The organism is Cytobacillus solani, assembly GCF_001420595.1.
In the GTDB taxonomy this organism is placed as follows: Bacteria; Bacillota; Bacilli; order Bacillales; family Cytobacillaceae; genus Cytobacillus; species Cytobacillus solani.
Window position 1 is genome coordinate 2,860,668 of the sequence record NZ_LJIX01000006.1, and the last position, 15,980, is coordinate 2,876,647.

The window sequence follows — 15,980 nt, forward strand, 5'->3', positions numbered from 1 at the left end:
TTTTTACAATATGTAGCTATATATGAAGGTAACACATCATTCATAAAAAAAGGAAGATGAATCCCACATACTGTAGAAACTCATCTTCTTATTTGGAACTCTATATACTCTCCTGCTTCAATCCGTCGATAATATTTTCTTTTTTCACTTTTGTACTTGAGTAAAGCATGGCAGAAATGACGATGACAAAGACCGCAATTAGACAATACAATATACTGACCCAAGGGAGGGAGAATGCGTAAGAAAAGCTGTTCATCGTTCCCTTATAAATTAAATACATGACGATGATGCTAATTGGGAGTCCAAAGAGTAATGAGTTGACTCCATAAAAGATGCTTTCATAATTAATCATTTTATTAAAGCCCTTTGGTGTCATTCCAACTGATTTTAGCATCGCAAATTCACGTTTTCGAAGGGCAATGCTTGTCGAGATTGTGTTAAAAATATTTGCAATCGAGATAGCCGTAATTAAGACAATAAATCCATAAGTAAAAACGGACATAAGCATAATCATTTGCTCTTCCTGTTGTCTCTGTTGAAAAACATTATAAATAGATAGCCCATTTTCCTTCATCTCTTCCATTTCCTGCTGCGTTTTCATCGGATCTGAGCTTTTCAAATAAATGGAGGTGGCAATTTCCGGATTAGGAAGCTGATCAGTCAGCTTTTTCATCACTTGTTCAGAAACAATGATATCTAATCCGCCAACTCCTCCTGATTGAACGCCCATAGGGTATTGATCAGTCGTTGCTGCCACTTCAATATTTTCGAGCTTCGTCTGCTCTCCAGTTTCCCAATCTGCATAAAGTAAATTAATTTTTTCCCCAATTTTCGTATGAATCGCTTTTGTTTCAACAAACTTTCCTGCATTCATATCTTCATACGTAATTGTATCAACAATAATACCTGCGATATGCTCTGGATTGTTAAGCTTCTCAACATCCGTGCCTGTTACTTTCGCATATGATTTCAAGGCATCTTCACCTAGTGCATGTAATCGAATATAATACGAATACTTCCCATTTTCTAGGGAGGTTTCCCCAGCCTCTACCATTACCTTTAATTCATTGGCAATTGCAGAATCTTTTATCATTGAGGTCGCGCTTAATTCTTTAATCACATTAAATTCATTCACATCCCCTAGGGATGTAATTTTTTCTATTAGGTCATCTCTTTCATCTTCAATAGAAACCTGTATATCAAATTCTACACCGGACTGCGACAATTCTAATGATTTCTTCAAGCTCGCTGTAAAATAAGACACGGATAAAAATAAAACAATACTAATTACTAAAGAAAAAATTGTTGCCCGGTATCTGCGTTTGTTTCTCTTTAAGTTTTTCAAACCGATTTCTGCTTCAATGCCGAAAAGCCTACGTATGAATTTTGACGTTTTTACTGCTTCCCCAGTTAGCTTCACATCTGCTGTTTGTCGAATGGCATCAATAGCAGAAATTTTTGATGCTCTCATTGCTGGGACAAAAGTTGAAATAAAAATGGTTATTGCAGAAACGCCACAGGCAATAAGAATAGAGACTGGTGTGACAGTAACCATTAACTTTTCAGTAACCCCTAGAGCACCCTGAATAATCGAGTTAATAAACAAAAAAGTAATCCCGATGCCAGCAAGTCCGCTAACAATCCCTATAGGAATACTGATTAAACCAATAATCACGCCTTCAAAAAACACAGAATTTCTCTTCTGCCGTTTCGTCGCTCCAACACTTGAAAGCATTCCTAAGTGACGAGATCGTTCCGAGACGGAAATGGCAAAGGCATTATAGATCAATGAAACTGATCCAATAATAATGACTGCCATAATAATGACTGATAAAGAAAGAAGCGTATTCTTAAGTCCATTATTATTTGTCAAACCATAATAATGCAGCAAATCATTATTATAGGCAATAGATTTTGTCGGAATATTATTCTTCTTCGCCAATTTTTCCGCATGATCATATAATGAACGCTTAACTTTCTTTAGTACGACGGTTGCATTTACGGTATTTTTTTCCGAGATCGCATGCTCATCCAAATATGTGAGAATCGTATAACCTGGTGACCATGCCGGCTCCCATGTGGGACGCTTGATAAAACCGACAATAGTGTAATTTTTTGTTTGCTCAATATTTAAGCTTTCAAGCAATTCCCCATTTTCTATTTGCAATAGGTCATTTTGTGTTAGTATTTTGTCTCCATTTGGACTTATCCGGTCACCCACTTCAAGGAGCAATGAATCCCCCATGTTATACTCAACTTTCGAATTTAAAGCAATTTCTTCTGAAAGGACAACTTCATTCGGTGACTCTGGAAGTCTTCCTTGACTTAATTCTATAGGGAACTGCTTGAAGCCATCATCATTGTATTCTTTCACAAATACATACGGCTTGTAATCATTATCACTTCCTTCTAAGAATGCATAGCCAATATCCCTTGATAGGATCACTTTTTCCGTTTCTTCATCCGCTGTAATTGCTTGGAGCTGATCTTGATTGACGTTCTTATATTGAACATGCCATTCTCCATCGCTTGCAATTGTCTGTCTTTGCATCAGATCCATAAACGAGAATCCGAGCGTTGCAACAGCTGTTACCATTGCAACAGAAATAATGACACCAATAATTGTCACAAGTGTCCGTTTCTTATTTTGCTTCAAATGCCTAATCGTTAATTTATTCACGATATTCATGGACGAATCACCTCATCATTGGCAATCCTTCCGTCTTCAATGGTTATGACTCGATCCGCTTGCAATGCAATTCGTTCATCATGGGTAATCACAATAAGTGTTTGGTTAAAGGTTTTATTAAACATTTTTAAAAGATCAATGATTTCACTGCTATTTTTACTGTCAAGATTGCCTGTTGGCTCGTCTGCCAGCATAATCGCAGGATGGCTAATCAAAGCTCTGCCGATCGAAACCCTTTGCTGCTGTCCGCCAGAAAGCTGATTAGGAAGATGAGTTAAACGGTTTTGCAGATTTAGTATGTTTACAACCTCTTTGAATTGCTTCTTATCAACTTTATGTTCATCCAACAGCAATGGGAGAGTAATATTTTCCTCTACTGTTAGAACAGGGATAAGATTATAAAATTGATAGATTAAGCCAATTTGTCTGCGCCTGAAAATAGCAAGCTGAGTTTCATTTAGCTGATAAATATCTGTGTTATCAACAAGCACCTTTCCTCTTGTCGGTCTGTCTACTCCTCCAAGCATGTGAAGCAAGGTAGATTTACCAGATCCAGACGGACCAATAATCGCGACAAACTCCCCTTTCTTGATCGAAAATGAAACATCATCAAGTGCCTTTACTGCCGTTTCCCCTTTTCCGTAAATTTTAGACAGATTCTCTATTTTTAAAATATCCATTGATATCCCTCCATGTTTTGCTGATGGTACTAGTTTATCTGCCTAAAATGACTATTAAGTGACTTAGAATATGACAATTTAGTCACTTAAATAATTTGTTTATAAAACTTCAGTTGAAATTGTGTGCCTTTATACCGTTTGCTTTTAACATAAATGTCGCCACTTTGACTTTTGATGATACTGTGAGCCATCGCAAGGCCAATGCCAACGCTATCCTCACCAGCATTCTTCCCTTTATAAAAACGGTTAAAAATGTATGGTATATCTTCCTTTGGAATACCTTCACCGTTATCAGCAATCGATATTTCCGTAAAAAGCACATTTTCAGAAAAAGAAATGGATAGGGCACCACCTGCTGGCGTATGCTCTACACAGTTTTTTAAAATATTTATGATCGCTTCACACGTCCAGTTGAGGTCCCCAATAAAGGAGGTTTTATCTTCCCCTTTTATCGATACAGTTTGTTCTTTAATATCCATCGGAATCATTACGGCCTCTAATGCTTTTTCAATTAGTTTCTTTACGATTATTTGATCGTTTTTGAATGCAACGGTGCCCGCATCAATTTTTGAAAGTTTTAATAAGGAGGAAACAAGCCATTCCATTCGTTCAAGCTGCATACGAATACTGTGTAAAAATTCAGCCCTTTTTTTCACTGGAAGCTTGGCCTCATTTAATAAATCAGCCATCATCATCATCGAGGTTAATGGCGTTTTTAGCTGATGAGATATATCAGAGATCGCATCTGTTAACAAAACTTTGTCCCGTTTTAGAAGTGATTTTTGTTCAGACAGCATGAGTGTCACCTTGTACATTTCATTTTTTAAAATACTTAGCTCTCCCTCTTGATTATCACGTACATCGAGGGAATAATTGCCGCTAGTTATTTGACGCAGATAACTTGAAAGCTTTTCTATTTCTCTATACCGCCAGCGGGTAAATAACAAGCTGCACCCGATTAGAAGTACAGATGTAATCAAGGTAAACAATGCTGCCTTAAATGAAAAAAAAGCAGCCGCAGCTATAAAAGATGCTACACAAATTATGCACATGGACGTCAGCAAAATCACAATTTCTCGATTACGGAGCACCCTACCCACCTACCTTATAGCCCATTCCTCTTATCGTTTTAATCATTGTTGGATTTTGTGGATCATCCTCCAGTTTTTCGCGGAGTCTCTTTATGTAAACAGTCAAAGTATTGTCATTGACAAAATCTCCTGCTACATCCCAAATTTGTTCAAGCAGCTGATTCCTTGTCAGTACTTGTCCAATATGATTGGCAAAAGTAAGCAATAATCGGTACTCAAGAGCTGTTAAGGTTATCTCTTCATTATGTTTATAAACCTTGCCTTCGAGAGAGTTGATACGAATATTTTCTATAGCGATGGTTGAATTTATTTGTGGATGTTTTTTGTATCTTCTGAGGACTGATTTAATCCGCGAAAGAAGCTCTCGAATACGGAAAGGCTTCGTAATATAATCATCCGCCCCCATATCGAGTCCCATGACGACATTGATCTCATCATCATTTGCTGTTAAAAATATGACTGGCGTATCGCTCTTTTCCTTCACAAGCTTACATAATTCATAGCCGCTGCCATCTGGCAAGGCTAAATCGAATAAGCATATATCCAATTGATCAGATTGTTCTACTAGTATCTTTTTTGCTGAAGCAACATCATAACAAATGACGGTTGTATAGGAATCCTGCTGCAGGGAATACTCAAGCCCAGATGCAATGGTTTTATCATCCTCAACAATTAAAATTTTCATATGATCCTCATCCTGCCTTCTGTATATGTATTACAAAAAAACACATGGCAATTTTCTATTATAAATGGCCATGTGTTTTCTATTTATATTTCTTAAAATTTATGCAGAAAAGCTTTCCATTAACATGTCCTTCAGCTGCTTTCTTACTCGATATATTTTCGTTTTAACTGTATTTTGGTTTATCTTTAATAGCTTGGCAATTTCTCTTTCCTTTAAACCGCTATTTATTTTTAGAAGAAACACTTTCCTTTGATCAAGGGAAAGAGAGTTAATAGCTAGATTGATCTGTTCTTTTAAGAGGTTCATTTCCACTTCCTGTTCGACGTTTTGGTCCATTTTGATATTAGCTGTCTCTATTTCAATATTGCTCGCGGTTCGATCGTTTAACTTTCTTTCCTTTCGGACAATATCAATGGCTGTTCTTGTTGTGATTGCTGACAGCCATGCCCCCACTTTTTCAGGGTCTTCAATTGTATCCATTTTTTGGTAAGCCTTAATCAATGCTTCCTGCACGGCATCTTGAGCCAAATAATAGTCTCTAGTGATACCGTAGGCAACTTGAAATAACCGTTTATTATACAATTTACATAGTTCGTTCATATCCATACAGAAGCAATCCACTCTTATCCCTCCCCTCTGCCTTAAATTCATTGACTTAATTAAAATATTGCTGAACGAAATCAGGAATATGCTCACCACTAAAGCTTTTAATATCAATAGACCCGTCCGCTTTATAATAATAGCCAATCATGTATGGACCATCATGGAATCCGCTGGCATTTAATAAGCTTTCTTCAAGTCTGTTTTTATCTGTCACTTTGATGGAACGGCCAATCTTACTCATTTGCTCAAATAGCTCTTCATAGGAATAGCCTTGAGCATAATTGATTTGAAGATCGTTCGTGTCAACAATATAGGCATATGAAATATCGGCTGCAGTTACTTTTGCCTGTTCCAGTAACCCCTTTTTATCCAGCCATTCCTCAAACTTCTTATATGAAATTCTCCATTCAAGTCCCACCGTTTTGTCATTTTTTTGCATGATTTCGATGAATGCATGAGGATCTCTATTATCGATTGTTTCCTCATAGGTTGCTGTATTGATTTCATCTTTTAATACTGCGATTGCTTCCTTCAAGTCCTCTGGATCTACAATTACAGCTTTTTTCTGAGTAGGTCCATAAGGGTGAATCGAGATTTTTTCAATTTGCTCCTCATTCACTTTGAAAATCCCATTAGTTACCCTTTTATATTCTTCGGACTCATGGATCAGTTTATAAAAATGAGCATATTCCTTTTTATCTATCATGTAATCCCGTACGAGCTTCTTGCCATTTTTCAATTCATACACAAAAAAGGCATGATCACTACTGTCATTTACTCTATTTTTGTTTTGATTTTTATTAGCAACAATTTCCTTATGAAGCCTTCTAATTAAATCCATATTTTCAGCACTAGTCAGGAAAAATGGATCATTGGCATCATTATACATAAAATAATTTTCACTTAAGTGAATCCGCTCGACCTCACTTAAATTGGGCACCTTTTTTTCAAATTGAGTGAAATCAAATTGAAAAAGAATGACTAACAGTGCCATTGCCCCTGCATAAATAATAAGCTCTTTTATGTGAATAATGATCCGCCAAGATTTTTGCAGAACCATCTCAGCTACAAAATAACCAAGGATAGCCCCAATCACATAGCCTGCAATGAGCCAAGTCGTATTTCCCTCCATAATTCCAAAGTACAAACCGCCTAGCAGCATCGTACAAAAGGTCATCCCATACTTAAAAATTGGTTTTAACAAGGGAAATACGAGTGATTGTGTGACAGCTTCAAGCCTTCTGTTTTTATATACCCATAAAGAAACACCGTATAAAATGAATATGAGTAGGCAATAAACAATGATTTCAATTGCCCCTAGTGGTCTGTAATCTACTTGACTGAGTGCAACTAATGGAGAAAATGATTCAACCTTACTTTCCATCACATACCGATCAGCAAATCCATACAGGTAGAATGGAAGATTATAAGCTAATAAGACGAGTAATCCCATTGGCAATAGTAAAAATATATACGTTAAAATCCCTTGTACTGCTGAAATACCTGAAATCATCCCTGTAAAAACGCCTGCCAAAAAGACAAGAAGATTAAACATAATCGTGATGCCAAGCCACTTAAAAATATCTGCCCATGTAATAAACTCAGATAAATTCAGCGGAATATACAATGCTGAAATGATGATCGCAATCAACAATACTGGCAAGATTAATAGGATCATTCCTGTTAATGCATATTGATGAAAGAGTCGATCCCTCTTAATCGGCAAACTATGCATGAAATCACTATAAGGCTTCACCTGCAGGTATCGGAATAAAAAAACTGCTAGTATAACAGGAATCCCAATATTTAAAACTGCTTGAATCTCAAAGTGAAAATAGAATAAGCTTTCTGCTCTAATATATTGTCTTTGTTCTCCTGTAGTCGTCATTAAAATTTCTAATGGAACTGCAAAAATTAATCCTAGAAAGTGAACGATCGCAACCCAACCGATACTTCTCATAATCGTCTTTCGGATTTCTTTATTAACCAAGAATATTTTCGACTGCATACCCAACATCCCCCATTTCATAAATAAAGATTTCTTCAAGCGTCAATGGAAGGATATCGAAAATGACAGGTTGATATTTTACTATACTTTCCGTAACTTCCTCTTCTTTTCCTTTTACGATTAATAAGAGAATACTACCCCGTTTCTCTTTATGCAGCACTTTAACAGAATCCAAAATACTTGGTGGAATCGGGGCACCACCCTTAAATGCGATCTGTACTTTATGTGTATCTGATTTAAGGTCATCTAAATCTTTTTCAATCATCATTTGTCCTTTATGCATAATTCCTACAAAATCACATAGATCCTCTACTTCTCTTAAGTTGTGTGAAGAAATTAAGACGGTCATTTCTCTTTCAGCGACATCGTCAATCATAAGACTCTTTACCTTTTTTCTCATGACCGGATCTAATCCATCTAAAGGCTCGTCAAGAATCAATACTTCTGGAAGTGTCGATAAGGCAAGAATAAATGCCACCTGTCTTTGGATTCCTTTTGAAAAACGATGAATTTTCTTATGTACATCCACCTGAAAAATAGCTACAAGCTCTTGAAAGCGTTCATTACTCCAACGTGGGTAAATGCTTTCGTAAAACTGTGCCATTTGTTTGGTCGTGTAATGCGGCAGAAAATAGGGTGTATCCTGGATAAAAAAGATCTTTTCTTTCACTTCCGGGCTTTCATAGACTGGCTGCCCGTCAATCGAAATCAATCCTTCATCTGGCACATATAACCCTGTTAAAAGTTTTAAAAGGGTTGTTTTCCCTGCACCGTTCGAGCCGAGCAAGCCGTAAATCGAACCTCTATTGACAGTTAGACTTACATTTTCTACTGCTTCTAACCCATCAAATGATTTTCGGATATGACTAATTTTGATCATTTTCTATCCCTCCCCCGATCGAAGCATGTACTTCTTTTATCACTTCTATTAATTCATCCGCAGTTATACCTAAATACATCGCTTCTGATAACAGCTTCATTAAGTCGTTTTTTACTTTAAGAAGCTTTTCTGTATTTTGGCTGTCATTTGCCGGACTGACAAAGCTTCCTTTACCTTTAATCGAATAGATGTATCCTTGGATTTCAAGTTCGCGATACGCTTTTTGAATCGTATTCGGATTGATCGTTAGCTGTTGGGCTAGCGTCCGGACGGAAGGCAGCTGTTCATCTGTTTTTAACACTTCAGTTATGATGAGTTCTTTAAGCCTTTCAACCAATTGTTCATAAATCGGCTTGCGGCTCCTTATATCCAACTCGAACATATGCACTCTCCCATCTGTATGTACTGTACTACGAATCATAGTACAGTTGATACAGTTTGATTATAGTACAAATTGGTAGGAAATCAATCCCTTTTTAAAAATTCTTAGAGGCTATTTTCAAAATGCTAGATAAACATGTAAAATTGCTAGATAAAGTTTAGATAATGCTAGATACATTATAAGAAGTGCTAGATTACTATTTAGAATTACTAGATAAAATCAGATTTATGTATAAAATGAAATAGACCTCATTCTAGGAAAAAAAAAAGAAAAGTGCTGGGCACTTTTCCTTTAAGCAATTATTTTAATGACCGAATGTTTACCGCACATGCTTTAAATTCAGCTGTACCTGAAATTGGATCAAATTCATTGATTGTTAAAACATTCGTTGGAACATCACTGAAATGGAAGCTCATGAATACTAATCCTGGTGCAACTTGCTCAGTGACTTTCACTTTTACCTGCAAGCTGCCCCTTCTTGAGCTGATTTCAACTAGTTCACCCGTTTCAATACCTAACTTGGCTGCATCGTCAGGATGAATATCAAGTGATTCCTCTGTTTGTTTTATTTTTACCCCGCCTGCATAAAAACGTGTTTGCGTATGGGTATTATACGATTCATACCGTCTACCGGTTGTAAGCGTAAATGGATAGTCCTCATCTGGCAGCTCAACCGGCTCCGTATACATAACTGGAACAAATGGAGATTGCTTTCCGCTTGCTGCTTCCGGGTTATGATATCTTTCGTGCAAAATAAATGTACCCGGATGGGACTCATCTGGACAAGGATAATGGAGACTGTATTCTTTTTCCAGCCTTGAATAAGGCATCCCTCCATACATTTCCCATGCAAGCTCACGCAGCTCATCCCAAATTTCTTCACTATTATTATAGCTCATCGGATACCCCATTAATGTGGCTAGTTCACAAAGAATGACCCAGTCATCCTTCGTATTCGGATGGGCATCGACTGCTTTTCGTACACGTTGAATTCGACGGTCTGTATTCGTATACGTGCCTTCCACTTCTCCCCATGACCTTGCAGGCAAAACCACATCAGCTAGCTTCGCCGTTTCCGTTAAGAAAATATCTTGAACAACTAAAAGATCTAATTTTTCGAGCAGCTTTCTTGTGTGGGTCATATGAACATCTGCCACTAACGGATTTTCGCCAAGACAATAAAGCGCTTTGACTGCTCCCGTTTCCATTTTATCGAATGCTCTTGTTTGCGTATCGCCTGCGATAGGGTTAATCTCCATGCCCCAAGCTTTTTCAAATCGGCCACGGTATTCATCATTTGTTAGGCTGACTGCACCTGGCAGCTGGTTCGGCAGACAGCCCATATCGCCTGCTCCTTGCACATTATTCTGCCCGCGAAGAGGCATAATCCCGCTTCCAGGTTTTCCGATATGGCCAGTTAATAAAGCTAGATTTGCGATATCAAAAACATTATTGACCCCGCAATGATGCTCTGTAATTCCAAGTGTGTAGGCAATCATGGCTTTATCTGCTTTTGCATATTCTCTTGCCGTTTCAATAATATCCTGCGGTTCAAGTCCAGTAATGGCTGCAGCAAATTCTGGCGTATACCTTTTCACTTGTGCTTTTAACGTGTCAAAATCAACTGTGAATTGATTAATAAAGGCTGGATTATATAATTCTTCCTCAATAATAACGTGAATCATAGCATTCATTAAGGCGATATCTGAACCGACATGAATTTGCAAATGGCGGTGGGCGCTTTTCACCATATCAATCCGACGCGGATCGATCACAATGATTTTCAAGCCGGATTTTACTGCCTTTTTCATGCGATTAGCAATGATTGGATGGGCTTCGGTAGTATTCGAACCCATGAGTAATAGAACTTCCGTATGATCAAAATCTTCTAATCTATTCGTTGGAAATCCACTTCCAAATACAGTTGCCAGACCGGCAACACTCGGAGCGTGTCACGTTCGGTTACAGCCATCAATATTATTGCTGCCGATGACCGTTCTCATAAACTTCTGGGTTACATAATTCACTTCATTTGTGCTTCTAGCCGTCGCAAACATCGTGATAGCTTCAGGACCGAATTGTGATTTGATTGCTTGAAGCTTCTCTGCAATAAAAGCATATGCTTCTTCCCAAGTAGTTTCTACAAGCTCTCCCGCTTTGCGGATTAATGGAGAAGTTAAACGGCTTTTATCATGAACATATTCATAAGCAAACGACCCCTTGACACATGTTTGCCCTTTATTAACAGGCGCTTCCTTATCTCCTCGTATCTTCACAATTTTATTATTGTCAACTTCGACAACGAGCCCACAGCCTGTTCCGCAATAGCCGCAGACTGTTTTTATCTTTGCAGCTTCACTCATCATTTATCCTCCCTTTACGTAAGAATAGTTGAATTCAACCTCTTCCCTATCTTTTGAAAGCGATTCCAATATTCCTCATATCACTTCACAATTCACATAATACACTTTCTATTATACTACATTATGAATATTTGAAAAATGGGTTAGCGTTATAGAAAAGAATCAGTCCAATCATAGGGACTGATTCTTTTCTAAACCTCAATGACCTTACTTATTACTTCTTTGTTTTGTTTGCAATTTCTATTGCCCGATTTGTACCCTCTGCTGCTTGATCAAGAACTTCCTGCGGGTCCGCCCCTTGATACAGGTTTTCCAAAGCGGTAACAATTTGCTGACGTGATTCTGGGAAGACTGAAATGAGCGCACCTTGTGTCGCAAGAGACGGCTTCGTTTGCTGAAGCTGATCAACCGTTACCTTAAATTGCGGGTATTTCTCCCACTCTGCCTTTACAATATCCTCATCGTATGCTGCGGGATTTATAGCAAAATAACCAGTTCCAATATGCCATTTTGCCTGAACTTCCGGTGTAGTTAAGTATTTCATGAACTCCCATGCTGCTTCCTGTTCTTCCTCTGCAATACCTTTTGACATCCATAAAGATGCCCCGCCAATGGCTACCCCTTGCCGCTCTACTTCATCTGCATATGGGATAAACGCAACACCCACCTCGAAAGGAGAATTGTTAACAGCAGCAGCAACACCTGCGGACGAATCCATATACATCGCTACTTTTCCTGTCTGGAAGGCTGCGCGGATATCATCCCAATTCGTGCCATAATTCCCGAATGTACCCGCCTTGTTCATTTCATTTAAGAAATTAAAGACACGTAACCCCTCTTCCCCATTGAATACTGCCTCAGTCGCATCGCCTGCACGTCCATTTTCTTCGTTTACATATAAACCACCTTGTGTAGCAACAAGCTGTTCAAAGAACCAGCCATAAGTTAGCATTGAAAAACCGTATTGCTCACCAGGCTTTGTCAACTTTTCTGCTGTTGCTTTTACTTCATTAAATGTTTGTGGCGGCTTTTCAGGATCAAGCCCTGCTTCTTTAAATGCATCCTTGTTATAGATCATCACCGGTGTGGAGGAATTGAATGGCATCGAATACAATTTACCATCTACTCGGTAATAGTTTAAGATATTCTCTTCCAGTTGTGAGAGATCATAATTATCTTTATCAATGAACGATTGCATCGGCTCAATATAGCCGCTGTCAATCATAAACTTTGTACCGACCTCAAATACTTGTGTGATTGCCGGTGCATCTTTTGTTCCACCTACACTGCGAAGTTTTGTTAATGACTCCTCATAAGAGCCTTGAAATTCGGCATTGACTGTATACTTATCCTGTGAGCTATTGAAATCAGCCACAATGCGATCTAAAGCTTCTTGGCCCGCACCAGACATCGCATGCCAGAAGTTTATTTCCACCTTGCCTGGGCTTTCCTCTGTTCCCTTCTGCTTCTCATTCATATTCGATGGCTCCGGCTTACTTTCATTATTCGTACAGGCTGTCATAAACATCACGCTGAAAATTACGCTGAATATAAAAAGTAGCCTAACATTCTTTTTCACGATGGCCAACGCCCCCTAATTTACTTTAATGCCCCTTGGGTTAATCCTTTTTGCAATTGCTTTTGACCGATAAACAACAGCAGCAATGTTGGGATAATAACAACAATTACTCCAGCCATGACCACCCCCCATTCGGTTGCGACCTCTTGGGACTGGAGCTGCTTCAGTCCAATCTGGACTGTTCGAACTTGATCGTTGTTTGTAACTAATAAAGGCCACAAATACATATTCCAAGTCGTTAAAAATCCGTAGGCACCTAAAGTGACCAGACTTGTTTTTGAAACTGGAAGTATCACCCGCCAAAAGAAAGCAAACCGACTTAAACCTGCAATTTGCGAGGCTTCAAATAATTCTTTCGGAATCGTTTTAAAATGCTGCCTCAACAGAAATGTACCGAATGCCAGTGCGAAAAATGGGACAGTCAATCCTTGGTACGTGTTTGTCCAGTCCAATTTTTGGATTGTAAAAAAATTCGGGATCATTGTTGCTTCCCAAGGGATCATCATCGTTGATATGAATAGGAAGAAGACTAAATCCCTTCCCTTAAAGGGAATGAATACGAATACATAGGCGGCCATACTGCAAACGATTAACTGCCCCATCATTACCCCGGTTGAAACAACAAAACTATTCATTAAATATTTCATCAATGGCAAACGTTCAAATACTCTGAAATAATTATCTAAAGTGAATGTTTGTGGAAAGAACTTGCCTTGCATGATTTCCCCACCTGTCATAAAGGAAATCATGAAAGCGTACAGAACAGGGAAAAAGAGCAGGAAGGCTGAGAATAACAGCAGGAAGTAGAAAACGACTTTTCTTGGAAAGCTCATTGATAATGCACCTTCCTTTCGCCAAACTTAAATTGTAAAATCGTAACAATAAGTATGCACAAAAATAAAAAGACTGCCTGAGCACTTGCTGTACCAAACTGATAGTTTACAAACGCCTCCCGATAAATGGAATAGACGATTAAATTTGTAGCCTGCGAGGGACCGCCTTTTGTCAAAATATCAATTTGTCCAAATGATTGAAAAGCATTAATTAATGAAATAGTAATAATAAAAAACAAAGTCGGCGACAGCATCGGGATTGTTATTCTACGGAGCTGATACCAATAGCCTGCCCCATCAATTTTCGCACTTTCATATAAATACCCATCAATGTTTTGCAGGCCGCCCAAAAGAATCAGGAATGAAAATCCTGTATTCAGCCAAATTGTAGAAATCGAGACGGACAACAATGCCCAATCCGGGTCCAGCAGCCATTGAACCTCTGGCAAATGCACGAGAGTTAATAGACGGTTAAACATACCAACGCTTGGATGGAAAAGAAAAAGCCAGACAACAGATGAAGCAGCAACTGAGATCCCCATCGAAGAGGAATAAATTGTTCGAAAAAAGCCGATGCCTTTCAGTTTTTCATTTGCAATAAGCGCCAGGAATAAAGCAAGAATAACGCCTGCAGGAACTGTATATAAAACAAATAATACTGTCGCCTTTATACTATTGCGAAAAGCTTGCGATTCCAATAAGTAGGCATAGTTTTCAAGCCCGACAAACAGAGCCGCACTCCCATGCTGATCGGTTAAGAAGAAACTTAAATAGATTGTCCGAAACATCGGATAAAAAACAAACACAGAAAACAGCAAAATCGAAGGGAACAAATAAAGCAGTGCGGTTCGAGCATTTAATGATTTTTTCCAGATGCTTTGTTTTGCATGAAGACTACTGCTGCCTTTCATAAAAACACCTCTTTATCGAGGATATTATTTTCAATATCTGTTGCTGATTTTATCCGCTCATTTGTTTTACGATCAAATAAACATAGTGATTCATAATCCATTTGAATCGGTATTTGATCACCAATGTGTAAGTGCCATTGGCCATTCCATTTAGCCATCCATTCGTGACTGCCAATTTTAAACGAAAAGATCGTTTCATTGCCGAGGATTTCTACATTGATCGCTTCTACTACCATACGATTCTCATGGCTCGTCTCTTTTGATGCTACCTTTATATGCTCTGGCCTTATGCCTACGAGAACCTGCTCCGTTTGTAAAAGCCTGCTATCTTCGACCGGAATTTTAATTTCACATTCATCGCCAACCAGTATTTCAGATTGCAATCTTTTCATTACGCCTTCAGCAATATTCATCGGCGGGGAGCCAATAAACGTTGCAACAAACGGATTTGCAGGATGATTATAAATATCAATCGGCTTACCGACCTGCTGAATCTTGCCATCGTGAAGAATCATTATTCGATCCCCCATCGTCATTGCCTCCACTTGATCATGGGTAACATAAATCATCGTAATCCCGAGGCGTCTTTGAATTTGTCTAATTTCCGATCGCATATGTGCTCGCAGTTTTGCATCTAAGTTGGATAGAGGTTCGTCCATTAAACAAATAGGCGCTTCATTCACAATTGCTCGAGCGAGGGCCACCCGCTGGCGCTGTCCACCTGAAAGCTCACGAGGCTTTCGGTTTAAATACTCACTTAAGCCAAGCATGGCCGCGACATCCTTACATCGAGTCTTTCGTTCTAGCTTTGGTATTTTCTTCACATGCAGACCAAAAACGATATTTTCCATAACACTTAAATGTGGATAAAGCGCATAGTTTTGAAAGACCATTGATATATCTCTTTTACTGGGAGGTAAGTGATTGGCTTCCTTTTCACCTATTCGCAAGATCCCTCCTGTTATTTCCTCCAAACCTGCAATCATCCGCAGCATTGTGCTTTTCCCACAGCCTGAAGGACCAACTAGTACGAAAAATTCACCTGGTTCTATCATTACATTAATATTAGAAATGACCTCTGTTTTTTTATCGTAAGTCTTTGAAACATTCATTAGCTCTACTCTTTTCAACTATTCATCCCTCCATGCCTTTTGGGAGCTTTAAGATTGGAAAAAATTTCTCTCCTTTTATTCTAATTAGAAAAAAACTTAAATATGCTAACAATATCAAAATTGCCTATACAAGGAGTCTTTCATCCTATTAAAAATAAGGAGAT

13 protein-coding genes are annotated in these 15,980 nt (G+C 38.4%); all 13 read right to left on the reverse strand.

Annotated features, from left to right (window positions below; genetic code table 11):
* Nucleotides 1-100: 100 nt before the first annotated feature.
* The 13 genes from AN957_RS16120 to AN957_RS16185 all read right to left on the reverse strand — a co-directional run bounded on the left by AN957_RS16120 (nucleotide 101) and on the right by AN957_RS16185 (nucleotide 15,834).
* Nucleotides 101-2,689, reverse strand: a complete 2,589-nt coding sequence (locus tag AN957_RS16120) for an ABC transporter permease (RefSeq protein ID WP_056685168.1) — start codon at nucleotides 2,687-2,689, stop codon at nucleotides 101-103.
* Nucleotides 2,686-3,369, reverse strand: a complete 684-nt coding sequence (locus tag AN957_RS16125) for an ABC transporter ATP-binding protein (protein ID WP_056685171.1) — start codon at nucleotides 3,367-3,369, stop codon at nucleotides 2,686-2,688. Before AN957_RS16125 ends, AN957_RS16120 begins: the two co-directional genes overlap by 4 nt.
* Nucleotides 3,370-3,455: 86 nt before the next feature.
* The gene (locus AN957_RS16130; protein WP_053476474.1) at nucleotides 3,456-4,460 is read right to left on the reverse strand and encodes a sensor histidine kinase; all 1,005 of its coding nucleotides are present in this window, start codon (nucleotides 4,458-4,460) and stop codon (nucleotides 3,456-3,458) included.
* A gap of 1 nt (nucleotide 4,461) precedes the next feature.
* Nucleotides 4,462-5,145, reverse strand: coding sequence for a response regulator transcription factor (locus tag AN957_RS16135; RefSeq protein WP_053476475.1), 684 nt, complete (start codon nucleotides 5,143-5,145; stop codon nucleotides 4,462-4,464).
* 99 nt (nucleotides 5,146-5,244) lie between these two features.
* On the reverse strand, nucleotides 5,245-5,766 hold the full coding sequence (locus AN957_RS16140) for an RNA polymerase sigma factor (RefSeq protein WP_231690089.1): 522 nt from the start codon (nucleotides 5,764-5,766) through the stop codon (nucleotides 5,245-5,247).
* Between the two features lie 34 nt (nucleotides 5,767-5,800).
* Nucleotides 5,801-7,756: a DUF6449 domain-containing protein gene (locus AN957_RS16145; protein WP_075209164.1), complete on the reverse strand. Its 1,956-nt coding sequence runs from the start codon at nucleotides 7,754-7,756 to the stop codon at nucleotides 5,801-5,803.
* The gene (locus AN957_RS16150) at nucleotides 7,731-8,636 is read right to left on the reverse strand and encodes an ABC transporter ATP-binding protein (protein ID WP_053476477.1); all 906 of its coding nucleotides are present in this window, start codon (nucleotides 8,634-8,636) and stop codon (nucleotides 7,731-7,733) included. Before AN957_RS16150 ends, AN957_RS16145 begins: the two co-directional genes overlap by 26 nt.
* Entirely contained in the window at nucleotides 8,623-9,018 is a 396-nt protein-coding gene (locus AN957_RS16155) for a GntR family transcriptional regulator (protein WP_053476478.1), read from the reverse strand. The genes AN957_RS16150 and AN957_RS16155 overlap by 14 nt, the downstream gene beginning before the upstream one ends.
* 299 nt (nucleotides 9,019-9,317) lie before the next feature.
* A complete protein-coding gene (gene fdhF, locus AN957_RS16160) occupies nucleotides 9,318-11,384 on the reverse strand; it encodes a formate dehydrogenase subunit alpha (protein WP_342668497.1) in 2,067 nt (688 codons plus the stop codon).
* 211 nt (nucleotides 11,385-11,595) lie between these two features.
* Complete coding sequence (locus AN957_RS16170) at nucleotides 11,596-12,960, reverse strand: ABC transporter substrate-binding protein (protein ID WP_053476481.1); 1,365 nt, start codon at nucleotides 12,958-12,960, stop codon at nucleotides 11,596-11,598.
* 20 nt (nucleotides 12,961-12,980) lie between these two features.
* On the reverse strand, nucleotides 12,981-13,793 hold the full coding sequence (locus AN957_RS16175; protein WP_056685174.1) for a carbohydrate ABC transporter permease: 813 nt from the start codon (nucleotides 13,791-13,793) through the stop codon (nucleotides 12,981-12,983).
* Nucleotides 13,790-14,704, reverse strand: coding sequence for a carbohydrate ABC transporter permease (locus AN957_RS16180; RefSeq protein WP_053476483.1), 915 nt, complete (start codon nucleotides 14,702-14,704; stop codon nucleotides 13,790-13,792). The genes AN957_RS16175 and AN957_RS16180 overlap by 4 nt, the downstream gene beginning before the upstream one ends.
* A complete protein-coding gene (locus tag AN957_RS16185; protein WP_056685177.1) occupies nucleotides 14,701-15,834 on the reverse strand; it encodes an ABC transporter ATP-binding protein in 1,134 nt (377 codons plus the stop codon). Before AN957_RS16185 ends, AN957_RS16180 begins: the two co-directional genes overlap by 4 nt.
* Between the last annotated feature and the right edge of the window lie 146 nt (nucleotides 15,835-15,980).